Source organism: Micrococcus sp. 63XJN7_6_ISO-PGPR-S23-444 (assembly GCF_058072765.1).
The window spans coordinates 1,789,399-1,812,076 of record NZ_CM176516.1; the positions used below are offsets into that span (position 1 = coordinate 1,789,399).

At 75.2% G+C, this 22,678-nt stretch carries 24 protein-coding genes and 3 tRNA genes; 12 read left to right on the forward strand and 15 right to left on the reverse strand.

Features of this window, described 5'->3' with window-relative positions; all coding sequences use genetic code 11:
• Positions 1 to 42 precede the first annotated feature (42 nt).
• Positions 43 to 294: a preprotein translocase subunit SecE gene (secE, locus tag AC3RJ9_RS08200; protein ID WP_036317743.1), complete on the reverse strand. Its 252-nt coding sequence runs from the start codon at positions 292 to 294 to the stop codon at positions 43 to 45.
• Positions 295 to 374: 80 nt separating this feature from the next.
• Positions 375 to 447, reverse strand: a tRNA-Trp gene (locus AC3RJ9_RS08205).
• A 173-nt stretch (positions 448 to 620) separates the two neighbouring features.
• Between AC3RJ9_RS08205 and AC3RJ9_RS08210 the strand changes: the two genes are divergently transcribed.
• Positions 621 to 1,829: a pyridoxal phosphate-dependent aminotransferase gene (locus AC3RJ9_RS08210; RefSeq protein ID WP_041103561.1), complete on the forward strand. Its 1,209-nt coding sequence runs from the start codon at positions 621 to 623 to the stop codon at positions 1,827 to 1,829.
• A 47-nt stretch (positions 1,830 to 1,876) separates the two neighbouring features.
• On the opposite strand, the gene AC3RJ9_RS08215 is transcribed toward AC3RJ9_RS08210, so the two are convergent.
• Positions 1,877 to 2,575: a LuxR C-terminal-related transcriptional regulator gene (locus tag AC3RJ9_RS08215; protein ID WP_041103562.1), complete on the reverse strand. Its 699-nt coding sequence runs from the start codon at positions 2,573 to 2,575 to the stop codon at positions 1,877 to 1,879.
• Positions 2,572 to 3,831, reverse strand: a complete 1,260-nt coding sequence (locus AC3RJ9_RS08220) for an ATP-binding protein (RefSeq protein WP_036317738.1) — start codon at positions 3,829 to 3,831, stop codon at positions 2,572 to 2,574. Before AC3RJ9_RS08220 ends, AC3RJ9_RS08215 begins: the two co-directional genes overlap by 4 nt.
• A gap of 96 nt (positions 3,832 to 3,927) precedes the next feature.
• On the opposite strand from AC3RJ9_RS08220, the gene AC3RJ9_RS08225 reads away from it, so the two are divergent.
• The 3 genes from AC3RJ9_RS08225 (at position 3,928) to AC3RJ9_RS08235 (ending at position 6,862) form a co-directional block, all read left to right on the forward strand.
• Positions 3,928 to 4,992: a PspC domain-containing protein gene (locus tag AC3RJ9_RS08225; protein ID WP_041103563.1), complete on the forward strand. Its 1,065-nt coding sequence runs from the start codon at positions 3,928 to 3,930 to the stop codon at positions 4,990 to 4,992.
• An 89-nt stretch (positions 4,993 to 5,081) separates the two neighbouring features.
• The gene (locus AC3RJ9_RS08230) at positions 5,082 to 6,113 is read left to right on the forward strand and encodes a 6-phosphofructokinase (protein WP_036317733.1); all 1,032 of its coding nucleotides are present in this window, start codon (positions 5,082 to 5,084) and stop codon (positions 6,111 to 6,113) included.
• Entirely contained in the window at positions 6,110 to 6,862 is a 753-nt protein-coding gene (locus AC3RJ9_RS08235) for a GNAT family N-acetyltransferase (protein WP_041103564.1), read from the forward strand. Before AC3RJ9_RS08230 ends, AC3RJ9_RS08235 begins: the two co-directional genes overlap by 4 nt.
• A gap of 13 nt (positions 6,863 to 6,875) precedes the next feature.
• Here the strand turns inward: AC3RJ9_RS08235 and ygfZ are convergent, their stop codons facing one another.
• The 3 genes from ygfZ to AC3RJ9_RS08250 all read right to left on the reverse strand — a co-directional run bounded on the left by ygfZ (position 6,876) and on the right by AC3RJ9_RS08250 (position 9,731).
• Positions 6,876 to 8,072 carry a CAF17-like 4Fe-4S cluster assembly/insertion protein YgfZ gene (gene ygfZ / locus AC3RJ9_RS08240; RefSeq protein WP_041103565.1) on the reverse strand — a complete coding sequence of 399 codons (1,197 nt, stop codon included), beginning with the start codon at positions 8,070 to 8,072 and terminating at the stop codon, positions 6,876 to 6,878.
• Entirely contained in the window at positions 8,069 to 8,737 is a 669-nt protein-coding gene (locus AC3RJ9_RS08245; RefSeq protein ID WP_036337900.1) for a nitrobindin family protein, read from the reverse strand. Before AC3RJ9_RS08245 ends, ygfZ begins: the two co-directional genes overlap by 4 nt.
• Positions 8,738 to 8,924: 187 nt before the next feature.
• On the reverse strand, positions 8,925 to 9,731 hold the full coding sequence (locus AC3RJ9_RS08250) for a hypothetical protein (protein WP_230594474.1): 807 nt from the start codon (positions 9,729 to 9,731) through the stop codon (positions 8,925 to 8,927).
• Between the two features lie 101 nt (positions 9,732 to 9,832).
• On the opposite strand from AC3RJ9_RS08250, the gene mshD reads away from it, so the two are divergent.
• From mshD to asd, 7 genes are all read left to right on the forward strand, one after another.
• A complete protein-coding gene (gene mshD / locus AC3RJ9_RS08255; RefSeq protein WP_041103567.1) occupies positions 9,833 to 10,786 on the forward strand; it encodes a mycothiol synthase in 954 nt (317 codons plus the stop codon).
• A 138-nt stretch (positions 10,787 to 10,924) separates the two neighbouring features.
• Positions 10,925 to 11,935 carry an NUDIX hydrolase gene (locus AC3RJ9_RS08260; RefSeq protein WP_041103568.1) on the forward strand — a complete coding sequence of 337 codons (1,011 nt, stop codon included), beginning with the start codon at positions 10,925 to 10,927 and terminating at the stop codon, positions 11,933 to 11,935.
• Between the two features lie 75 nt (positions 11,936 to 12,010).
• Complete coding sequence (locus AC3RJ9_RS08265) at positions 12,011 to 12,367, forward strand: GNAT family N-acetyltransferase (protein ID WP_041103569.1); 357 nt, start codon at positions 12,011 to 12,013, stop codon at positions 12,365 to 12,367.
• Between the two features lie 82 nt (positions 12,368 to 12,449).
• The gene (locus AC3RJ9_RS08270) at positions 12,450 to 13,280 is read left to right on the forward strand and encodes a thymidylate synthase (protein ID WP_002854751.1); all 831 of its coding nucleotides are present in this window, start codon (positions 12,450 to 12,452) and stop codon (positions 13,278 to 13,280) included.
• 22 nt (positions 13,281 to 13,302) lie between these two features.
• On the forward strand, positions 13,303 to 13,863 hold the full coding sequence (locus AC3RJ9_RS08275) for a dihydrofolate reductase (RefSeq protein ID WP_044659551.1): 561 nt from the start codon (positions 13,303 to 13,305) through the stop codon (positions 13,861 to 13,863).
• A gap of 1 nt (position 13,864) precedes the next feature.
• Positions 13,865 to 14,095: an NF038396 family protein gene (locus tag AC3RJ9_RS08280; RefSeq protein ID WP_044659550.1), complete on the forward strand. Its 231-nt coding sequence runs from the start codon at positions 13,865 to 13,867 to the stop codon at positions 14,093 to 14,095.
• A gap of 10 nt (positions 14,096 to 14,105) precedes the next feature.
• Positions 14,106 to 15,278 (forward strand): aspartate-semialdehyde dehydrogenase, encoded by a 1,173-nt coding sequence (asd, locus tag AC3RJ9_RS08285; RefSeq protein WP_044659549.1) that lies wholly within the window; start codon positions 14,106 to 14,108, stop codon positions 15,276 to 15,278.
• A gap of 204 nt (positions 15,279 to 15,482) precedes the next feature.
• Here asd and AC3RJ9_RS08290 read toward each other — a convergent pair whose 3' ends face one another.
• From AC3RJ9_RS08290 to AC3RJ9_RS08320, 7 genes are all read right to left on the reverse strand, one after another.
• Complete coding sequence (locus AC3RJ9_RS08290; RefSeq protein ID WP_036381496.1) at positions 15,483 to 16,682, reverse strand: UDP-N-acetylmuramate dehydrogenase; 1,200 nt, start codon at positions 16,680 to 16,682, stop codon at positions 15,483 to 15,485.
• Complete coding sequence (locus AC3RJ9_RS08295) at positions 16,679 to 17,170, reverse strand: MaoC/PaaZ C-terminal domain-containing protein (protein ID WP_206495891.1); 492 nt, start codon at positions 17,168 to 17,170, stop codon at positions 16,679 to 16,681. The genes AC3RJ9_RS08290 and AC3RJ9_RS08295 overlap by 4 nt, the downstream gene beginning before the upstream one ends.
• Positions 17,170 to 17,619 carry an FAS1-like dehydratase domain-containing protein gene (locus AC3RJ9_RS08300; protein WP_010080353.1) on the reverse strand — a complete coding sequence of 150 codons (450 nt, stop codon included), beginning with the start codon at positions 17,617 to 17,619 and terminating at the stop codon, positions 17,170 to 17,172. Before AC3RJ9_RS08300 ends, AC3RJ9_RS08295 begins: the two co-directional genes overlap by 1 nt.
• Before the next feature lie 40 nt (positions 17,620 to 17,659).
• Positions 17,660 to 17,953, reverse strand: a complete 294-nt coding sequence (locus tag AC3RJ9_RS08305; RefSeq protein ID WP_041103577.1) for a hypothetical protein — start codon at positions 17,951 to 17,953, stop codon at positions 17,660 to 17,662.
• A gap of 89 nt (positions 17,954 to 18,042) precedes the next feature.
• Positions 18,043 to 18,116, reverse strand: a tRNA-Met gene (locus tag AC3RJ9_RS08310).
• A gap of 60 nt (positions 18,117 to 18,176) precedes the next feature.
• Positions 18,177 to 18,248 (reverse strand) — tRNA-Thr (locus AC3RJ9_RS08315).
• Positions 18,249 to 18,335: 87 nt separating this feature from the next.
• Positions 18,336 to 20,465 carry a DEAD/DEAH box helicase gene (locus AC3RJ9_RS08320; RefSeq protein ID WP_095694881.1) on the reverse strand — a complete coding sequence of 710 codons (2,130 nt, stop codon included), beginning with the start codon at positions 20,463 to 20,465 and terminating at the stop codon, positions 18,336 to 18,338.
• Positions 20,466 to 20,774: 309 nt separating this feature from the next.
• Between AC3RJ9_RS08320 and AC3RJ9_RS08325 the strand changes: the two genes are divergently transcribed.
• Entirely contained in the window at positions 20,775 to 21,404 is a 630-nt protein-coding gene (locus tag AC3RJ9_RS08325) for a hypothetical protein (RefSeq protein ID WP_206495893.1), read from the forward strand.
• A gap of 40 nt (positions 21,405 to 21,444) precedes the next feature.
• Here AC3RJ9_RS08325 and AC3RJ9_RS08330 read toward each other — a convergent pair whose 3' ends face one another.
• Positions 21,445 to 22,653 carry an amidohydrolase gene (locus AC3RJ9_RS08330; RefSeq protein ID WP_060974117.1) on the reverse strand — a complete coding sequence of 403 codons (1,209 nt, stop codon included), beginning with the start codon at positions 22,651 to 22,653 and terminating at the stop codon, positions 21,445 to 21,447.
• Positions 22,654 to 22,678: the final 25 nt, after the last annotated feature.

Sequence of the window (22,678 nt, forward strand, 5' to 3'; positions counted from 1 at the left end):
CGGGGGACGCGTCCTGCGACGTCGGGACCGTCCGCGCCGGGCTCAGAGGCCGCCGGCGCCGAACAGGAGACCCGCCACGGTGCCGAACACCCAGTCCAGCCCCATGACCAGCAGGATCATGAACGCCACGAAGGCGAGCACCACTCCGGTCGTGCGCAGCAGCTCCTCGCTCGTGGGGGTGACGACCTTGCGGAGCTCGTCCACCACCTGGCGCAGGAACAGCGCGATCCGCGCGAACAGCCCGCGACGCTGCCTGCTCGGCGTGGGGGCGGGCCCCCCGCCGTTCGCCGCCATCTCAGTCACGTGGCCTCACTCGTCGGATCGCCGAATCGCTTTCTACACGTCCGATGCCGAGCACGAGGCCCGGCATCGAGCAGGGCAGACAGGACTCGAACCTGCAACCTGCGGTTTTGGAGACCGCTGCGCTACCAATTGCGCCACTACCCTTCGAACCGACGGAGCCGACCGAACCCTCGCGGGATCGACCGCGAACGCGGTACCGGAGATCCAGGATACGCCATCGGGCGGCGGGAGTCGAACGGGCCCCGGGCAGTCAGTACCCTGGCAGGACGGAGCCCCGCTCCGCCCCGCCCTCCCCGTCGAGCTCGAAGAAGGTCCTCATGGCCGCGCCCGCCCGCCGCGTCTCCGCCCGTCTGTCCGCCATCGCGCCCTCCGCCACCCTCGCCGTCGACGCCCGCGCCAAGGAGCTCAAGGCCGCCGGGCGCCCGGTGATCGGCTTCGGCGCCGGCGAGCCCGACTTCCCCACCCCGGACTACATCGTGGAGGCCGCCGTCGCCGCGGCCCGGGACCCGAAGAACCACCGCTACTCCCCCGCCGCCGGCCTGCCCGAGCTGCGCGAGGCGATCGCGGCCAAGACGCTGCGCGACTCCGGCGTGTCCCTCGAGGCCGCCCAGGTGCTCGTGACCAACGGCGGGAAGCAGGCCGTGTACAACGCCTTCGCCGCCCTGCTGGACCCGCAGGACGAGGTGCTCGTCCCCGCCCCCTACTGGACCACCTACCCGGAGGCGATCCGCCTGGCCGGCGGCGTGCCGGTCGAGGTGTTCGCCGGCCCCGAGCAGGGCTACAAGGTCACCGTGGACCAGCTCGACGAGGCCGTCACGGACCGCACCAAGGTGCTCCTGTTCGTCTCCCCCTCCAACCCCACCGGCGCCGTGTACTCCCCCGAGGAGACGGCGGCGATCGGCCGGTGGGCACGGGAGCGGGGGCTGTGGGTGGTCACCGACGAGATCTACGAGCACCTGACCTACGACGGCATGCCGTTCACCTCGATCGTCCGCGCCGTGCCCGAGCTGGCGGAGCAGTCCGTGATCCTCAACGGCGTCGCCAAGACCTACGCCATGACGGGCTGGCGCGTCGGGTGGATGGCCGGCCCGCTGGACGTGGTCAAGGCCGCCACGAACCTGCAGTCCCACGCCACCTCGAACGTGGCCAACGTGTCGCAGCGGGCCGCGCTGGCCGCCATCGCCGGCCCGTTGGACGCCGTGGCGGAGATGAAGACGGCGTTCGACCGCCGGCGCCGGGCCATGGTCGAGGCCATGGACGCCGTGCCGGGCTTCCACTGTCCCACCCCGCAGGGTGCGTTCTACGCGTATGTGGACGTGCGGGAGGCGCTCGGGAAGACCTACCGCGGCGGCGTCACCCCCACGACGTCGGCCGAGCTGGCCGCCTTCATCCTCGACGAGGCGGAGGTCGCCGTGGTCCCCGGCGAGGCGTTCGGCCCGTCCGGCTACCTGCGACTGTCCTACGCGCTGGGCGATGCGGACCTCGCCGAGGGCGTCGAGCGCATCCGCGCCCTGCTCAGCGCCTGAGCCGCACACCCCGCCCCTGAGCCCCGCGACGCCGCGTGCCGCGGGGCTCAGGCGTATCCGCGGCGCGCGGCCCAGCGGGTCAGCTCGTGGCGGTTGGAGAGCTGGAGCTTGCGCAGCACGGAGGACACGTGGGTCTCGACCGTGCGGTCCGAGATGAACAGCTCCGCCCCGGCCTCCCGGTAGGTGTAGCCGCGGGCAATCAGCCGCATGACCTCCCGCTCCCGTGCCGAGAGCCGGTCGAGGTCCTCGTCGGGGGCCGCAGCCCCGCTCGCCGCCGCGGCGGGGACGAGCGGGGGCGCGGGCGCCGTGCCGCGGAAGGCGTCGAGGACGAACCCGGCCAGCCGGGGCGAGAACACCGCGTCGCCGTCGGCCACGCGGACCGCCGCGTCCGCCACCTCCGCGCCGGAGGCCGTCTTGGTGATGTAGCCGCGGGCCCCCGCACGGATCACGGCGACGACGTCCTCGGCCGCATCCGAGACGGACAGGGCCAGGAACCGCTGCGCGGGTCGGCGCGCGAGGACGCGCTCGGCCACCTCCGCTCCCCCGCCGCCGGCCCCGCCGGGCAGGTGCACGTCCAGCAGCACCACATCCGGCGCCAGGTCCAGCACGGTGCGGACGGCCTCGTCCACGTCCCCGGCCTCGCCGACGATGGCCAGTCGGTCCGGGTCCAGGTCGGCGCGCAGGCCGGAGCGGAAGATCGCGTGGTCGTCCACGATGACGGCCGTGCGCGGGGCGGGGTCGGTCATGGGTGCTCCTGTCCGGTGCGCGCTCGCGCACCCTCGGGCTCGGCCAGCGTCAGGTGGACCTCGGTGCCGCCCGGGCCGGACCGGATGCGGGCGGTCCCGCCGGCACGCTCCATGCGGCCGAGGATCGACTCCCGCACGCCGAGCCGGTCGGCCGGGACCGTGGGCAGGTCGAAGCCGGGGCCGCGGTCCCGGACGAACACCTCCGCGACGGTGCGGCCGCGGTCGTCCTCACCGGCCTCCGCGAAGACCTGCGCGTCGCCGGCGTGCCGGGCCGCGTTCTGCATGGCCTCGCGCGCCGCGGCCGCGAGCGGCTCGAGCCACGCCCCCGCGGCCCGCCCCACGGCCACGACCTCCACCCGGGCCCCGTGGGCGTCCTCGACGGCGGCGGCGTGCTGGTCGAGCGCCTCCGCCAGGGAGTGCGGGCCGCCGCGGGAGTCCAGGGCGAGGAACTGACGCAGCTCACGCTCCTGGGCGCGGGCCACCCGGGCCACCACGTCCGCGTCCTGGGCGCGCCGCTGGATGAGGGCGAGGGACTGCAGCACCGAGTCGTGCAGGTGCGCCGCGATCTCGGCGCGCTGGGCCTGCACCGCGAACGCGGTCCGCTCCGCGTCGCGTCGGCGCAGCCAGGCCAGGGCGTAGGGCATGGCCACCAGCGCCGCGCCGGCGAGCATCGCGACGGCGGCCAGCAGAGCCCGCCACAGCTCGCCCGAGCTCACGGCGCCCAGGACGATGGCCAGCACCGCCAGCAGCACGAGGGCCGTGCCGAGCACGAGGCGGACCAGTCGTCCGCTCCGCCCGGCCCGGGGCCCGCCCGCCAGGTCGAGCTGCATCCAGGCCAGGCCGAGGCCGATCACGAGGACGGCCACCGGGCCCACGAGCGCCCAGTCGACGGTGAGGCCGAGGCCGTCCGCGACGGTCAGCACGCCCACGCCGAGCACCACGGCGGCCAGCAGCACCGGCCAGCCGCCCTCGCGCACCCGCTCGAGCACCTCGGGGGCGCGACCACGCAGGGTGGGGGCGTCGGCGGCGGGGGCGCCGTCCGGACCCTCCTCCGGCATGAGCAGCCAGAGCCACACGTACAGGGCCAGGCCCGCGCCGCCCAGCAGGCTCAGCAGCGCCAGGGCCGCGCGGACGCGGCCGGCGGGCATCCCGAGGTGCCGGGCGAGCCCCGCGGCGACGCCGGACACCGGACGGTCGGCCCCGTGCCGCATCAACGGCGGACGCGGGGCCGGCGCGGGCGCGGACGGGGTGGGCATGCCCCCATCCTGCCGTGTCGGACGGGGCGGCACATCCGGGGAGGATTCCGGGAGTTCCCGGATGGGCGGGGGCCGCAGGCGGACGAGGATGGAGACATGACGAGCACACACGACCCGTTCACCGGCCCCGGCCCCCACGTCGCCCCCGACGGAGCCGCCTCGGGCGAGACCGGCCCCGACGGACTGGACGCCCTGCCGGGCTGGCTGCGCCGCGCCGTCCTGAGCTGGGGCGTGCGCCGCTCGCCGGCCTCGTGGGTCGGCGGGGTGCTCGGCGGGGTGGCCGAGCGCTACCGCATCGACCCGCTGCTCGCCCGCGGCGTGTTCGTCGCCGTGTGCATGGTCTCCGCGGGCCTGGGCCTGCTGGCCTACGCGGCCGCCTGGGCCGTGCTCCCCGACGCCGACGGACGCGTGCAGTTCGGCCGCCTGCGCCGCAGGGAGTGGCAGGACGCCACCGTGGCCATCGGCGTGATCGGGGCGATCGGCGCCCTCAACCTGCTGCTCGGCGCCGGGTTCACCCTCATCGCCCCGGCCGTGGGCGGCCCCGGCTCCCTCCTGGGCCTGGGCGCGCTGGCCGTGCTCGTCTGGTGGCTCGTGACCCGCTGGGACGGCCGGGCGCAGGCCCGCGTGGCCCCGGGCCGGGTCCCCGACGCCGACCAGCCCGCCCACGCCGTGCCGCGCCCGGCCTGGTACGTCGGCGGAGGTCCGCGCGAGCGGGCGGCCGAGGTCACCGACCCGCACGGCTTCCGCCCCGAGTGGATCGACCCCGCGACCGGCACCTGGCGCGACCACGTCCACTCCCGCGAGCGGCGAGCCGCGACGCGCCTGGCCGAGGAGGCCCCCCGGGCGGCCACCGCCCCGACCGGCTCGGGGTCCGCAGCCACGGCCGCGAAGCCGCGCCTCGGGCCGATCGCGCAGGCCGCCACCTACGCCGGGGCCGTCCTCGCCGCGCTCGCCGCCCTCGGGATCAGCCTGCTGCTCGGCGTCGGTCCGACCCCCACGCTGCTGGCGGTGCCCATGCTCGTCGCCGCGCTCGCGGTGATCGCCCCCGTCCTGCTGGGCGCTCTGCTCAGCGGCCGTCGTCCCGGCACCCTCGGCCCGGCGAGCGGCATCCTCGTGGGTGCGACGGCCCTCCAGGTCGCCGTCCTCGTGGCCCTCGGCTGACCCGCCGCCCGTCGCCCGTCCCCTGACGCGACGCGGCGGGCACGCCTAGGGTGGTGCCGACCCCCACGAGAACGCCCGAGAGGACCCCCATGCGCGTCGGAATGCTCACCTCCGGAGGCGACTGCCCCGGCCTCAACGCCGTCATCCGCTCCGCCGTCCTGCACGGCATCAAGTCGTACGACATGGAGATGGTGGGCATCCGCAACGGGTGGTCCGGCCTGATCGAGAAGGACGTCGAGGACCTGCCCCGCTCCCGCGTGCGCGGCCTGGCCCGCACCGGCGGCACCATCCTCGGCACCTCCCGCACGCACCCCTACAACGCGGAGGGCGGCGGCCCGGAGAACATGCTCCGCAACCTGCGCGAGCTGGACATCGACGCCGTCATCGCCATCGGCGGCGAGGGCACCCTGGCCGGCGCGAACCGCCTGGCCGCGGACGGGCTGCCGATCGTGGGCGTGCCCAAGACGATCGACAACGACCTGCAGGGCACCGACTACACGTTCGGCTTCGACACGGCCGTGCAGATCGCCACGGACGCCATGGACCGGCTGCGCACCACGGGCGAGTCCCACCACCGCTGCATGGTCGCCGAGGTCATGGGCCGCCACGTCGGCTGGATCGCCCTGCACTCGGGCATGGCCGCCGGCGCCCACGCGATCCTCATCCCCGAGGTCCGCACCCCGATGTCCCAGGTCGCCGAGTGGGTGCAGCAGGTCCACGACCGCGGTCGCTCCCCGCTGGTCGTGGTGGCGGAGGGCTTCGTCCCCGAGGGCCACGACGACCCGCTGGCCGAGGCCGGCGTCGAGGCGTCCGGCCGGCCGCGTCTGGGCGGCATCGGCGAGTGGGTGACCCGCGAGATCGAGGAGATGACGGGCATCGAGACGCGCAGCACCATCCTGGGCCACATCCAGCGCGGCGGCGCCCCCACCGCCACGGACCGCGTGCTCTCCACGCGCTTCGGCATGGGCGCCGTCGACCTCGTCGCGCAGCGCCGCTGGGGACAGATGGTGGCGGCCAACGGCACGGAGATCATCTCCATCCCCATGAGCGCCGCCCTCAAGGGCCTCAAGAAGGTGCCGGTCTCGCGCTACGACGAGGCGAAGATCCTGTTCGGCCGGTGAGACCCGACCACCCCGCCGTCGGCGTGCTGGCCCTCGGGCTGGCGCGTCGGCTCGGCCTGCCCGACACCGCGCTGCTGCCCGGCGACGCCCCGGCGGCGGGCGCCGAGCCGCGCCGCATCGAGGTGGTCCGGCCGGATGGGGCCGAGGCGGAGGTGCTGGCCCTGCCCTGGGCCACCGTCGTGGCGGGGCCGGCGTGGTTCACGCGTGCCTGCCGCGGCGTGCCCGCCGAGGCGCTGGGCGTGGAGTCGGCCCTGCTGCGGACGGCGGTGCGGGCCGCCGCCGGGGAGGCGGTGCGCTCGCGTGGCGAGTTCACGCTCTACGCGACCGAGGAACCGCCGCCGGTCGACCCCTCGCGCACCGTCGCCGTGTCCGACGACCCCGCCCACGTCCACGCCGTGGTCGCGCAGGCCCCCGCAGACGACATGGCCGAGGCGGGTGTCCCCTCCTGGGAGTCCTCGGTCGCGCTCGTTCCCGACGACGGCGCGGGACGGGCGATCGAAGCCGCGGTGGCGGCGGCGGGGCATCGCGTGACGGGCGGCGTGCTGGCCTCGCTGGGCACCCTCACCCCACCGCGGCTGCGCGGTCGTGGGCTCGGCCGCTACGCGGTGGCCGTGGCGATGGACCGGGCGGCGCTGGAGGGGCTGCTGCCGTTCGCCGAGGTGCTGGCGGGCCACACAGCCGCGCACCACGTGGCGATCGCCGTCGGGCTGGAGGCGGCGGGCACGCGGACCGTCCTCGCGCTGGACTGAGCCGGCGAGTCGGTCAGCGCAGGCGGCCCACGCCGCGCGGTCGGCCGACGACCTGCCCGGCGTCCGGGGACACGAGCGGCTCCTGGCTCGCGGCGATCCAGCCGCCCTCGGCGGCACCGTCCTCGCCGGGAGCGTCCTCGCGGACCAGCAGCTCGGCGTCCACGGGCACCGTGCGCTTGAGCAGCGCCAGGGCGACGGCGCCCGCCTCATGGTGCTGGGCCGCGGCGGTGACCGTCCCCACCGGACGGGCGGCGGCGCGGGCCTCGGGCGTGTCCTCGGCCGGCCGGAGGATCACGGGGGCACCGTGCTCGGGGAGCGCGTGGACGGAGCCGTCCAGGAGCAGGCGGGTGAGGCGGCGGGGCGGGCGGCCCAGGTTGTGCACGCGCGCCACGGTCTCCTGACCGCGGTAGCAGCCCTTCTCGAGGTGCACGGCGGTGCGCAGCAGGTCCAGCTCGTGCGGGATCGCGCGGTCGTCCACGTCGAGGGCCCGGCGGGGGCGGCCGGCCTCGATGCGCAGCGCCTCGGCCGCCGTCGTGCCCGCCAGGGACCAGCCCGCGAGCACGCCCGTGCCGAGCGCGCGGACGGTGGCCTCGAGGTCGGCCCGGGTGATGAGGTACTCGCGCCAGGACCAGTCCGCACCCGGGTGGGTCGCCGGATCCGGATCGGCCGTGTAGGCCCAGCCGCCCGCCCCGACGCGCGGCCACGGGTCCAGCCACACGGTGCGGTCCTCCCAGCCGGGCACGGGCGCGGTGGCGCCCACGACGGCGACCGCCCCGGTGTGGTCCCGCAGCGTGACGTCGTGGGAGAAGCGCATCGAGGTGAGCCACGCGGCCAGGCCCGGGCCGTCCTCGCGGTCCGTGACGAGCCAGGCCGCGGTACCGTCCTCGAGCAGGTGGGCGGCGTGCTCGATCCGCCCCTGCACGTCGAGGAAGAGGATCTCGGTGCTCGTGCCGGGGGGCAGCGTCTCGACGTGCTGCGTGCCGAGCGTGTGCAGCCAGCTCAGCCGGTCCGGGCCGGACACGGAGAGCACGGCCCGGTGGGAGAGGTCGACCAGGGCGCGGCCCCGGGCGAGGGCGCGCTGCTCTGGCAGGGGGCGACCGTAGTGCGCGGCGACGCCGGCGTCCGGGCCGCGGCCCTCGACGGCGCCGCCGGCCGGCCCCTGCGGCTCGGCCACGGCCAGGTCCAGCAGCGGGCTGCGGGAGGTCGTCACGACTGCTCCCCGCGAGCCCCGCGAGGACGCTCGGCCCCCGGAGCGAGCCGACCCTCGGCCGCGCTCGGCATGCGGTCCAGGATGGCGGAGGCGTGCGCCTCGAGCTCGGCGCCCGCGGCGTCCGCGACGTCCCAGCGCCAGAACAGCTGCCCGTTCACGAGACCGGCCATGCGGGTGGCCCGGTGGTACGGGCCGGCGGCGGAGCCACGCAGGACCGCGTCCGTGGCCAGCTGCAGCTGCGGGCCCTTGATGCGGCCGTAGTACAGCTCGGACAGCGAGCCCGGATGCGTGATGGTGGCGGTCAGGCCGAAGCCCTCGTCACCGGCGCGCAGCCGCTCGACGTCCTCGGCGGAGCGGAACGCGGGGACGATGTCCGCCGGGCGCATGCCGGGGCCGACGTCGCCGTCGCGCCGCGCCCGGTCCACCTGCCAGAAGCCGGACTCCACGGTCAGCGGACGCAGCAGCGTGCCGTCCGCCTCGCACAGCCACGACTCGGCGCGGTACTCCACGAACGGCAGACCGTGCTCGGTGAAGTCCACCCGCTGATAGAAGATCTCGGTCCCGGCGGAGCCGTCGCCGAGGCGGCCCTGGCCCTCCCAGCTGCCGATGAGCCAGGACAGGGGCGCGAGCTCGGGGGTGAGGTCGTACGGGAGTTCAGTCGCCATGGCAGATCACGGCGCGGCCCGACAGCGGGCCGCGCGTCCTCAGCGCTGGCCCTTGAAGAGGCCGCTGATGACGACCGCGGCGACGGCGGCCATGCCCAGGCCGGCCAGGACCACGAGGGCCAGGAAGAAGATCTCGAGCGCAAGAAGGGTATCCATGCGGGACATCCTACCGAGCGGGCCCGACCTGTCAGGCCAGGAAGCCCACCATGACGTGCGCCACCACGCCGGCCGCGCCCACGGGCGCCAACGCGAGGGCGTAACCCGCCCGGCGCGGGCGCAGGGTGGTGCCCACCGGCCGGTCCTCGGGTCGCGGCCGCGACGACGGCGCCGTGGCGGCGGTCAGGGACACCAGCACGGCCACCGCGAGCGCCGCGGCCGTGACGGCCGGCCGGTCCCGGGCGCCCACGCCGGCCAGCGCCGAGACGGGCCAGGCGAGCACCGTGCCGAGGGGGATGACGACGAGCGCCAGGACTCCCGGCCGGCCCTGCATCCACGGGGTGAGGCCGACGAGGGAGACCGCGGCCACCGTGACCGCCAGCGTGATGACCAGCCCGGCGACCGCAGGGGTGTCGCTCCAGCGTGAGACGGCCACCCAGCACGCCGTCACGACGGCCATGAACGCCCCGCCCATCGTGGCGACGGTGGACTCGAGGCGCAGCGGCCGGCCGGTCCCGCGCACCAGCTGGACGACGAACGAGGCCATGGTGCTCCAGGCGACGACGACGGCGAGCGGCTCGAAGAGCGTCCAGGCCCCGCTGTGGCCGTCCTCGAGCGGCGGCCACAGCAGCATGAGCAGCACCGCGATGCCCCCGGCGACGGCCAGGGTGACGCTGAGCGAGAGGCGCGCGGGCGCCCCCATCTGCCGCGGCCAGCCCCAGGCGATGACCAGGATCACGACGGCGGCGGCGAGGGCGGCGGGGACCGGGCCCAGCAACGCGGCACCGCCCAGGACGAGGGCGGCGACGGCCGCACTCAGGGCCATGGACAAGCGCATCACCTGCCCCATCCTGCCAGGTGCGCACCGGCTGGGCCCTGGGCGGGCGACGGCGGGGCGCACCTCGCGGGCCACCGTCCTCCTTCCGTAGGGTGGCCGGCATGGCCGAACACCCCACCCCCACGACCTCCGACGCCGACGGCATGCCGCGCGTCGTCACCCCGCGCCCGGAGGAGGCGAGCGCCGTCCTGGACCTGGCCGACCGTGCCGGGGCGGCGGACGGCCATCCCCCGCTCTCGGACCAGACGCGCGTGCTGCTCGCCCGCGGCGGGCAGCTCTGGTGGGGGGCCACCCGGGGCACGGACGGGGCGATCGACGGGGCGGCCGTGCTCGTGCCGGAGGGCGCGGCGGCCGTGCTCGAGCTCGTCGTCGATCCGACCGCACGCCGCACCGGACGGGGGACCGTCCTGGCCGACGCCGCGGCCGCCGCGGTCCGGGACCTGGCGCGGGAGGCGACCACGAGCGTCTGGGCCCACGGCATGCTCCCGGGGGCGGTCCGGCTCGCCCGGCGGCACGGCCTCGAGCCCGTCCGCGAGCTGCGCCGGATGCGCCTGTCGCACGCGGCGCTCGCCGCCCTGCCGGAGGTGCGGCTCGCCGACGGGGTGGCCCTGCGCGGCTTCGTCCCCGGCCAGGACGAGCAGGCCTGGCTGGACGTGAACGCCGCCGCCTTCGCGGACCACCCCGAACAGGGCAGCCTGACCCGCGCCGACCTCGACGACCGCATGGCGGAGGACTGGTTCGACGCCGACGGCCTCCTGCTCGCCGCCCGCGAGGCGGACGGGCGGCTGCTCGGCTTCCACTGGACGAAGGTGGAGCCGGATGCCGGAGCCGACGGCCCGCGCGTCGGGGAGGTGTACGCCGTGGGCGTCTCCCCCGACGCCCAGGGCCTCGGCCTCGGTCGGGCCCTGACGCTGGCGGGGCTGCACCGGATGGCGGAACAGGGAGTCGACGTCGTGGACCTGTACGTGGACGCGGACAACACGGCCGCCGTCGCGCTCTACGCGTCCCTCGGCTTCGAGCTGTTCGCCGCCGACGCCCAGTACCGCCGCCCCTGAGACCCTCGGGCGGGGGCCGGCCGGGCACATCCCGGCGGCCTCGTATCCTGGTGTGGCCGGCCCCCGCGGGGTCGGCCACGCCCCGTGCCCTGCCCCAGCAGTCGTCGCGGCCGCCGCACCCCGAGAGGAACCCGCCCCATGCCCTCGTCCCACGCCGACCGCGTCGCCCGCTGGTCCACGGAGGACCGTGTCTCGGAAGGCCCCCGCGCCGAGGTGCTGGCCGCCGGCATGCTGCCGTGGCGCCGCGTGCCCGGCGGCCTCGAGGTGATGGTGATCCACCGGCCCCGCTACGACGACTGGTCGTGGCCCAAGGGCAAGCTCGATCCGGGTGAGACCCTGCCGGAGTGCGCGGTGCGCGAGCTGCGCGAGGAGGTCGGCCTCGAGCTGCGGCCGGGCATCCCGCTGTGCGTGACGGCGTACGAGGTGCCCGGCAAGCGGGGCGCACGTCAGAGCAAGGAGGTCTGGTACTGGGCCGCCGAGGTCGACGGCCAGCGCGCCCTCCCCGACGGCGACGAGGTGGACGAGGTCCGCTGGGTCGGGCCGGACGAGGCCCGGCGGCTGCTGACGAACGACTCGGATCACGAACCGCTCGACCTGCTGCTGCGTGCCGCCTCCCGGGGGCGCCTGCGGACCGTGCCGCTGCTGGTGCTGCGCCACGCCAAGGCCAAGCCCCGCTCCTCGTGGTCCCGCGCCGAGCAGGAGCGCCCGCTGGCGGCGACGGGCCGGCGGCAGGCGCTCGCCGTCGAGGGCCTCGTGTCGGCCTGGCGGCCGGAGCGGCTGGTCTCCTCCCCGTGGCGCCGCTGCGTGGAGACGCTGGCCCCGCTCGTGAAGTCCAGCCGGCTGCCGCTGAAGACCAAGGGCGCGTTCACGGAGACCACGGCCCGGGAGAAGCCCAAGAAGACCCGCAAGGTGATGGCCGAGCTCATGGGCCGCTCCCGGCCGCTGGTCGTGTGCACGCACCGGCCGGTGCTGCCGACCCTGTTCGAGGTGGTCGAGGACGCGGCCGCCGGCCAGGCGGACCGCGTGCTGCGGGCCCTGCCGACCGAGGATCCGTGGCTGCGGCCCGGCGCTGTGCTGGTGGCGCACCGCGCGCTCGACCTCGACGGCGACGTGGTGGCCGTCGAGGTCTACGACCCCTGGGACGACTGAGCCGCCCGCGCCGGCCTCGGCCCGCACGACCGGGCCACCGTTGAGCGGGCCCGCCCCCGGCCCTAGGCTCGGGTCATGGAGAACACCGCCGCCCAGAGCCAGCCCGAGAAGATCGTCCACGAGCGCCTCACGGTGACCCGGGACCCGGACCGTCAGCGCTTCGAGCTGCGCCAGGACGGGACCTTCATCGGGTTCCTCGGCTACGACCAGGAGACCGTGCGCGGCGCGGACGGCGAGGACACCGTGGTCCTGCGCCTGCAGCACACCATCATCGACGAGCAGTTCGGCCGCCGCGGTTATGCCCGCGCCCTCGTGACCATGGTCCTGGACCGGCTGCGCGCGGAGGGTGACCGGATCGTGCCCGAGTGCTCCTACGTGGAGGACTACCTGCGCCGCTACCCCGAGTACCAGGACATGGTCTTCCACGGCTGACCGGGGGCGGGGCCCTGCCCTGCCGGTACCCGCCTCCGCCGGGCCGTCGACGACGCTCAGCGCGTCCGCTCGGATCGCTAGAGTGGGCCGGGTGAGCATCCCCACCCCCTACGAGGACCTCCTCGCCGACGTGATGGCCCACGGGGCCGTCAAGACGGACCGGACCGGCACGGGCACGCGCAGCGTGTTCGGCCGCCAGCTGCGCTTCGACCTGGCCGAGTCCTTCCCGCTGATCACGACCAAGCGCGTGCACTTCAAGTCGGTCGCGCTCGAGCTGCTGTGGTTCCTGCGCGGGGACTCGAACGTGCGGTGGCTCCAGGAGCGCGGCGTGCGGATCTGGAACGAGTGGGCGGACGAGGACGGCGAGCTCGGCCCCGTCTACGGCGTGCAGTGGCGCTCGTGGCCCACCCCGGACGGGGGCCACATCGACCAGATCGCCAAGGTCGTGGAGCAGATCCGGACGAACCCCGACTCGCGCCGGCACATCGTCACCGCGTGGAACCCCGCCGAGGTGGACGAGATGGCGTTGCCGCCGTGCCACGCGCTGTTCCAGTTCTACGTCTCCCCCGGTCAGGACGGCGCCCCCGGGCGGCTCTCATGCCAGCTCTACCAGCGCTCGGCGGACCTGTTCCTCGGCGTGCCGTTCAACATCGCCTCGTACGCGCTGCTCACGGTGATGGTCGCGCAGCAGACCGGGCTGACTCCCGGCGAGTTCGTGTGGACCGGCGGGGACGTGCACATCTACGCGAACCACGAGGAGCAGGTGCGCGAGCAGCTCTCCCGCGAGCCGTACCCGTACCCGCGGCTGCGGCTGCGGCGCACCCCCGCGTCGATCTTCGACTACGACTACGAGGACTTCGAGGTCCTCGACTACCGTCACCACCCCACCATCACGGCGCCGATCGCCGTCTGAGCCGAGGATGCGCAGCGACCCCATGAGCCGGGCCACCCGTCCCACCGAGCCCGTGATCGCCATGATCTGGGCCCAGACCCCCGAGCGCGTCATCGGTCGCGACGGCACCATGCCGTGGCACGTCCCGGAGGACCTCGCGCACTTCCGGGCCCACACGCACGGCCACCCCGTGATCATGGGCCGGCGCACGTGGGAGTCGTTCCCGGCGCGCTTCCGCCCGCTGCCCGGGCGCACGAACATCGTGGTCTCCCGCACCCTGACGGCCACCGAGGAGGCCGGCGCGGAGCTGCGGGCCGCGGGCGCCGTCGTCGTGCCGGACTTCGGGGCGGCCCTGGCCGCCGCGGCCGAGGCCGACGGCTGTGACACCGTGTGGGTGATCGGCGGGGCGACGCTCTACGAGCAGGCCCTCGACGTGGCCTCGCGCGCCGAGGTGACCGTGATCGACGCCGACGTCGACGGCGACACGCACGCCCCGCTGCTCGACGCCCGCTGGCGGCGCACCGCCGTCGAGCCCGCCCCCGACGCGTGGCTGGACTCCGCCTCCGGCCCGCGCCACCGCTTCGAACGATGGGAACGCGACTGACATGGCCCCGACCGACTCCGACCAGCGTCTGCTCTCCCCGCAGGCGGTCTCGTTCCTCGCGCTCGTCGTCCTGCCCGTGCTGGCGTTCGTGTGCGCCGTGTTCGGGCTGATCCTCGTGCTGCAGGGCAAGACCATCGCCGGGCTGGTGTTCCTGCTCGTGCTGACCCAGGTGTTCGCCGTGGGCGGTTTCATCGCGTGGAACAAGCGGAAGCGCGCGCAGCAGGGCCGCTAGCCTGGAGGGCATGACTTCCGCTGCCCCCGCATCTGTGAACGCCCCCGACGCGGCCGCCGTGCCCACCGTGGGCCTGGTCGGCTGGCGCGGCATGGTGGGGTCCGTCCTCCTGCAGCGCATGGCCGAGGAGGGCGACTTCGCCCGTATCCATCCCGTCTTCTTCTCCACGTCCAACGCCGGCGGTCCCGCGCCCGTGCTCGAGGGCATGGCCGGTGACCCGGGCGTGCTCCAGGACGCGTACGACGTGGACGCGCTCAAGGCCCTGCCCGTGATCCTCACCGCGCAGGGCGGGGACTACACGCAGGCCGTGTACCCGAAGCTGCGCGCCGCCGGCTGGGACGGCATCTGGATCGACGCCGCCTCCACCCTGCGCATGGCGGACACCTCCGTGATCGCACTGGACCCCGTGAACCGCGGCGTGATCGACGCCGCCCTGGCGAACGGGACGAAGGACTTCATCGGCGGCAACTGCACCGTCTCCTGCATGCTCATGGGCCTCGGTGGCCTGTTCAAGGCGGGCCTGGTCGAGTGGGGCACCGCCATGACCTACCAGGCGGCCTCCGGCGGCGGTGCCCGGCACATGCGCGAGCTGCTCATCCAGTACGCCGAGCTGGGCGGCGCGGTGCGGGCCGAGCTGGCCGATCCGGCGTCGGCGATCCTCGAGATCGACCGCAAGGTGATCGAGCTGCAGCGCGACGGCCTGGACTCGACGCAGTTCGGCGTGCCGCTGGGCGGCTCGCTGATCCCCTGGATCGACTCCGACCTGGGCGACGGCGTCTCCCGCGAGGAGCGCAAGGCCTACGACGAGACCAACAAGGTGCTCGGACTGACCGGGGCGGACCGGATCCCGTTCGACTCGCTGTGCGTGCGGATCGGCGCCATGCGCTCCCACTCGCAGGCCCTCACCCTCAAGCTCACCCGGGACGTGCCGCTGGACGAGGTCGAGCAGATCATCGCCGCGGACAACGAGTGGGTGCAGGTGGTGCCGAACACCAAGGAGGCCACGGTCACCGACCTGACCCCGATCGCCGCGACCGGCACCCTGCAGATCCCCGTCGGCCGGCTGCGCAAGCTCAACATGGGTCCCGAGTACCTGTCGGCGTTCACCGTCGGCGACCAGCTGCTGTGGGGTGCGGCCGAGCCCGTGCGCCGCATGCTGATGATCGCCACCGGCAACCTCTGAGCCGCGACGCCGGCGCGGCGGCGCGCACCCGGCCCAGCCCCGGCCCCCGTACCCGGCCCCCCGCCCCCGGCCCCCGTTTTCGTTCGGGAAACGGCGGGTGTTCGGTCGTTGTCGTTCGGGAAACGGCGCCCGCCCCGCCAAGGGGCGCCGTTTCCCGAACGAAAGCACTCCTGAGGGCGCCGTTTCCCGAACGAAAGTGAGGGGTCAGAGGCTGGTGCCGATGATCATCGGCTCGGGGTGCAGCTCGACGCCGAAGCGTTCACGCACGCCGTCGCGCACGGTGCGCGCGATCGTCAGGACGTCCTCGGTACTCGCGTCGCCGCGGTTGGTCATGGCGAGGGTGTGCTTCGTGGACACCGACGCGCGGCCCCCGGCCAGGCCGGTGCCGTCCACTCCGCGGCCGTCCGGCCCGCCCTCGCGGGGTGCGACCTCGGGCAGCCCGAAGCCCTTCGCGAAGCCCGCGCGATCGATCAGCCAGGCCGCCGAGAGCTTCACGAGCGGCGTCCCGTCCTCGGCCTCCCCGGCGGCGAACGCCGGGGCGCCCTCGGGCAGGGAGGCCCGCACGGACGCGGGCACGATCGGGTTCGTGAAGTAGCTGCCCGTGGACCACGTGTCCGGGTCCGCCGGGTCGGACACCATCCCCTTGGCGGCGCGCAGGGCCAGCACCTCGCGGCGGACCACCGCGAGCGGGGCATGGGCGCCCTCCTCGACGTCGAGCGCGGCCGCCAGCTGCCCGTAGCGGACCGGCGCCGTCGGCTCGGCGTCGGAGGAGGCGCGGCGCAGCCGCAGGTCGACCGAGAGCACGATCCACCGGGGACTCGGCGCGCCGGTCTCCAGCATGGAGCGCTTGATCACGGAGTCGCGGTAGCCGAAGCGCAGGTCCGCGGGCGTCAGCTCGACGACGTCCCCCGCCTCCCGATCCCACGCGCGCAGGGCGACGAGCACCTGCGAGACGTCCGCGCCGTAGGCGCCGACGTTCTGCACGGGCGTCGCGCCGGCCGAGCCCGGGATGCCCGAGAGCGCCTCGATCCCGCCGAGCCCGTGCGCCACGGTCCATGCGACGGCGTCGTCCCACGGGTGGCCCGCCGCGATCCGCACGACGACGGCCTCCCCCTCGTGGTCCGCGGACCGGGCCCCGTCGCCGGCGGGCGGCGCCTCACCCTCGCCGGGCGCCGGCCCGTCCAGCACGTGGATGCCCTCGAAGGCCAGCCGCACGACGGTGCCGGGGAAGCCGGCGTCCGCCATGAGGGTGTTGGAACCGCCGCCGAGGACGAACAGGGGCTCGCCTGCCGCGTCGGCGGCGCGCACGGCCTCGATCGCCTCGGCCTCGGTGCGCGCGGTGACCCACGCGCGCGCGGGCCCGCCAACGCGGGTGGTGGTGTGGTCCGCCAGCCGCTCGCTCACGCGCTCTCCCCCGCGGCTCCGCCGAGGCGGACCACAGCCTGCGCCTTGGTCAGCACGCGCGGCTTCACCGCGTCCGGGTTGGTGACGTTCAGGTCGATCCGCACCGTCCCGGCAGCCTCATCCACGGCGCCGACCGTGCCGACGACCTCGAGCGTGGCGCCGGGGACGGGCGCGCCGTCGTCGTCCGTGCGCCCCGTGGTGTCCGCGACGGGCACCATGCCGGTGAAGCGGGTCTGGTAGTCGACGACGGCGCCCGGGTCGCCCGCCCAGTCCGAGACGAGCTGCACGGCCGCGCCCATGGTGAGCATCCCGTGGGCGATGACGCCGGGCAGGCCGACGTGCTCGGCGAACGACGGGGACCAGTGGATCGGGTTGCGGTCGCCGGAGGCACCCGCGTAGGCCACGAGGTCGGCGCGGGTGAACGTGACGGTGCGCGTGCCGACCACCTCGCCCCGGGCGAGGTCGGACAGGCGGGGGGCGGTGCTCATCAGGACTCCTCTCCCCGGACCAGCAGGGTGGACGTGACGGTGGAGACGGCCGCGCCGTCCAGATCTGCGATCTCGGTGACGGTGGTGACCATGCGGTTGCCGCCGAGGGACTTCACGGCCTCGACCCGCACGGTCGCCACGACCTCGTCCCCGGCCACCAGCGGGCGGTGGTGGACGAAGCGCTCGTCCGCGTGGACCACGCGCGAGAAGTCGATGCCCAGCTCGGGATCGGCGACGACGGCGGCCTCGGCGCGCTGGGCGATGACGACGGCGAAGGTCGGGGGGGCGACCAGGTCGGCGTGTCCCAGGGCCCGGGCGGCCGCGACGTCGTGGTGCGCGGGATGCTGGGCCTGCACGGCCTCGGCGAAGCCGCGGACCGCCTCACGACCGACCTGGAAGGGGGGCGCGGGCGGATAGCTCCGCCCGGCGACGTCGGGGTTCACGCTCAACTCGGGCCTCCTGCGGGACGGTTCTCGACTGCCGTCCAGCCTAACGGCCGGGGCGCCGCTCCCCCTGCCGGCGGGCGGCCTGGCGGAAGCGCACGAGCTGAGCGGACAGGTGAACGGCGACGCCCGCGCCGAGCACGCCCAGGGCGGTCCCGGAGACGGCGAGGCGTCCGGTGGTGCCGCCGACGACCGCCAGCACGATGCCCACGAGGAACAGCGCGGAGCCGGTCAGCACGAGGGTCCGGTACAGCCGGGAGCCGTGCTCCCACGGGGAGACGAAGCCGCGGGGCGCGGCGGTGCCGCGGGTGGGCTGGTGGGCGGGGCGACGCGTGGACATGCCCGCCAGGCTACCGGGGCGACGGACGGGCCCCGGAACGCGAAAGGACCCGGCCCCTCCGAGGAGGTGACCGGGTCCGTCCGATTCCGTAGCGGCGGGGGGACTCGATCCCCCGACCTCACGATTATGAGTCGTGCGCTCTAACCAGCTGAGCTACGCCGCCACGACACGAGAACGCCCGCACTCACGGTTTTCACGCCGCGAGGGCGGGCTCTCATGTCAGAGCCCCGACCGGGAATCGATCCCGGGACCTCCATCTTACCAAGATGGCGCTCTACCACTGAGCTATCGGGGCAACGAGGTGAGACTCTACCAGGGCCCCGGGGCCGATGCAAAATCGGCCCCGGTCACGGCCTCCGGCGGGGTCGGCACCCCGGCGGAATCAGCGGCGGGCGCCCCGATCCGAGCGCTCCTGGGCGCCCCAGCGGGGCTTGCGGCCGCCGGGGCGTCCCCTGCGGTCGCCACGGAAGCTGCGGTCGTCCCGGTCCTTGCGGAAGCCGCCACGATCCTCGCGGGAGCCGCGGTCGTCCCGGTCCTTGCGGTACCCGCCGCGCTGGCCGCCGTCGCGGTCCCCGCGGAAGCCGCCGCGCTCGCCGCGCTCGCCGCGGTCCTTGCGGAAGCCGCCGCGGCGCTCACCGCGGTCCTCGCCGTCGCGCTCGGCGCGGGTCGGGCGGCCGGTGTCCTTGCGCAGGCCGAGGCGACGGCCGTTGATCTCGGCGTTGGCCGCGGCCTCGAGCTGGGCCGAGGTCAGGTCTGCCGGCAGCTCGACGAGCGAGTGGTTGCCACGCAGGTCGATCGCGCCGATGGCCGAGGCGGGCAGGCCCACCTCGTTCGCCAGCGCGCCCACGATGTTGCCCGGCCGCACACGGTCCTGGTGGCCGACGGCGATCCAGTACGTCGCGTTGCCGGCCGCGGGCTCCCGGGCCGGGCCACGCGAGCCGCGGCCGTCGCTCGCGCCGCGCTCACGGCCGCCGTCGCGCCCACCCTCGCGACCGCCGTCGCGGTCCTTGCGGCCCCGGCCGCCGCCGGACGGGATCTCCTGTTCGCGGGCCAGCAGCGGGCGGCCGCCCTGGGCCATCATGCCCAGCGCGGCGGCCACACGCGCCGGCTCGACCTCGTGCTCGTCGACGTACGCGGCGACGATCTCACCGAACACCGCCAGCTCCTCCTCCGAGGCGCGCTCGAGGGTGCGGGTGATGCCGTCGGCGAAGCGGCGCTTGCGGGCCGCGTTGACGTCGGCGACGGAGGGCACGGCCATCTCCTCGACCTGCTGGCGGGTGGTCCGCTCGATCTGCTTGAGCAGGAAGCGCTCGCGCGGGGTCATGAAGAGCACGGCGTCGCCCTGCCGGCCGGCGCGGCCGGTGCGGCCGATGCGGTGCACGTAGGACTCCGCGTCCTGCGGAATGTCGTAGTTGACCACGAGCGAGATGCGCTCGACGTCGAGGCCGCGGGCGGCGACGTCGGTGGCCACGAGGATGTCCACGCGGCCGGCCTTCAGGTCCTCCACGGTCTTCTCGCGCTGCTTCTGGGCGACGTCGCCGGAGATGGCCACGGCCTTGAACCCGGCGCGCGTGAGCTTCTGGGCGAGCTCCTCGGTACCGGCACGGGTGCGCACGAAGGCGATGACGCCGTCGTGCTCCTCGGTCTCGAGGATCCGGCTCAGGGCCTCGAACTTCCACTGGTGACCCACCTGCAGGTAGCGCTGGCGGATCGTGGCGGACGTCGTCGACTGACGGGCGACGGCCACCTCCTCCGGGGCGTTCAGGTACTGGGCGGAGATGCGGCGGATGGCCGGGGGCATGGTGGCGGAGAACAGCGCGGTCTGCTTCGTGTCCGGGGTGGAGGCGAGGATGCGGTCCACCTCCTCCGCGAAGCCCATGCGCAGCATCTCGTCCGCCTCGTCCAGCACGAGGGTCTGCAGGTCGGAGAGGTCCAGCGAGCCGCGCTCGAGGTGGTCGATCACGCGGCCCGGCGTGCCGACGACGACCTGCGCGCCCCGCCGCAGTCCGGCCAGCTGCGGGCCGTACGGGGAGCCGCCGTAGACCGCGAGCACGGAGACGTCGTCGAGATGCTTGGCGTAGCTGTCGAAGGCGTCGGCCACCTGGAGGGCGAGCTCGCGGGTCGGGGCGAGCGCGAGCACCTGCGGGGTGTCCGCGCGCCCGGTCACGTCCGTGGTCTCGGCGAGGCGGGACAGGGCCGGCAGCGCGAACGCGCCGGTCTTGCCGGTGCCGGTCTGGGCCAGGCCCACGACGTCGCGGCCGTCCAGCAGCAGCGGGATGGTCGCCTCCTGGATCGGCGAGGGGCGGGTGTAGCCCAGGTCCTCGACGGCGGCCAGCACGCGGGCGTCCAGGCCGAGGTCCAGGAAGGTGGGGCCGGCGGGCCCGGCCGGGGCCTCGGGGGCGGCGGGCTCGGCGGCGTCGACCTGCGGGACGGTCCCGGTGGCCTCCTGCTCCGCCTCGGCGAGCTCGGGGGCGACCTCGGCGGTGGTCTGGGGATCGAGGATGTCGGACATGGGTCCTCCTGTGGGGATGCGCGGGCGCACGCCGGAGGACGTCGGTCGCGGGTCGACGTCGTGGGGCGCAGGGGCCAGCTGGGTCAGATGATTCCGTCCACCCGGCAGCCCCCGAGGGCCACGACGTTCGTGACCCGCACACACATCTGCACAGACATCTGCAGTCCGGCGTGGCACACGCGTCCACGCTCATTCATCACAGGGGGAGAGACCGGATCCGGTCCGCCCAGTCTACGCCACCGGATCCCGGGCCGGGCTGTGCCCTCGGACACCCCGGTCGCTCACCGGCCGGGGCGATAGGCTCGGCAGGTGCCCCAGAACAGCGAAGACCGCCCCCTCGCCCGCGGGCTCGGCCGGGCCGCCGGCCGCGCCACCCAGTCCTTCCGGGAGAATCAGCGGGCCGACGACGCACGGCTGCGCGCCGAGCGCGCCCGCCTCACCGCCGAGGACGAGGAGCGCCTGGAACGGCGCCGCGCGGACCGCGAGCGCGACCTGGCCGCGCGGGACGCGGCCGAGTCCGACGCCGGCCTCGTCCACCCGCTCCTGAAGGTCGCGCGCCTCTACTGGCTCGCGGTCACCGTGGTGCTGGTCGGCATCGCGGGCGCGTTCCTCTGGAACGGGGCCCGCGCACAGGACAGCGGCGAGCCCGTCATCGATCCGCTCACCGGCATGGAGTCGGTGGGCGTGCTGGGCGGCGCGACGGGGCAGTTCACGATGGGCACCGCCGTCGCCCTGCTGGCCGCGGCGTCCCTGTGGGGCTGGATCGGTCTGCTGCGCCGCCGTCGTTCGGCGATCGGGACCCTGACGTTCATCGCCGTCCTGCTGGCCGCCCCCGCGTTCCTGCGGGCCAACGGCCTGCTGATCATCCTCGCCGTCGTGATGCTCCTGGGCGCCGCGCTCGTCTGGCTGCCGCCCGTGCGCTCGCGCGTGCGGCGCTGAGCCCGCGCGTCCCGCCCCCGCCGCCGGGCGGCGGCGCCGCTCAGTCCTCCACGGGACGGGCGGAGGCGACGACGGGCCGGGCCGTGGCGAGGTCGTACTCCATGACCTGACGGCCGCCGATCCACACGCGCAGGGCCCGCTGCATGACATCGAGCGGGTCGCCGGACCAGAGCACCAGGTCGGCATCCTTGCCCACCTCGAGGGAGCCGATGCGGTCGTCCAGCCCCAGCACGCGCGCGGGATGCAGGGTGATGGCGCGCAGGGCGGTCTCCCGGTCCAGGCCCTCCTTCACCGACAGCGCCGCCTGGTAGACGAGGAAGTCGATGGGCACCACCGGGTGGTCGGTGATGATGCTGATCTCGACGCCGGCCCGCGCCAGACGGCCCGGGTTGCGCATCGAGCGGCCCCGCAGCTCCGGCTTGGACTTGGTGGTGAACAGCGGGCCGATCAGCACCGGCACGCCGCGGGCCGCGAGCTGGTCGGCCAGCGGGTGCGCCTCGGTGCCGTGGTCCAGGACGAGGTCGTAGCCGAACTCGTCGGCCAGGCGCAGGGCGGTGGCGACGTCGTCGGTGCGGTGGCAGTGCTGGCGCCAGGGGATCGTGCGCTCCAGGACGAGGGCGAGGGCGTCGAGGTGGGGGTCGCGGGTGAAGGGCTTGTCCTCGCGCTCGGCCTCCGCGCGGCGGGCCATGTAGCCCTGCGCCCGCAGGAACGCCTCGCGGATCACGAGGGCGGTGCCCAGCCGCGTGGACGGGGTGCGGCCCTTCTCCTTGTAGACGTTCTTGGGGTTCTCGCCGAGGGCGGACTTCACGCCCGAGGGACTGCGCAGCACCATCTCGTCCACGGTGCGTCCGTGGGTGTGCAGCGCCACCGCCTGGCCGCCGATCGGGTTGCCCGAGCCGGGGTTCACGTTCACGGTGGTCACCCCGCCGGCCAGGGCGTCCTTCCAGCCCGGCTCGTTCGGGTCGACGGCGTCGATCGCCCGCACCCCGGCCATCACCGGGTCCGTCATCTCGTTGACGTCCGCGGTCGCACCGACCTCGCCCTCGGCGTGCATGCCGAGGTGGACGTGGGCATCCACGAAGCCGGGCAGCAGCCAGCGCCCCTCGCAGTCCACCACCTCGGCGCCGTCGGGCGCCTCGACGTCGGGGCCGAGCGCGGTGATCCGGCCGTCCTCGACGAGCAGGGCGCCGTCGAACGGCTCGGCGGCGACGGGGACGACATGGGCGTTGACGAAGGCGGTGAGGGTCATGCCCGTCACACTACGCCGCCCCGTG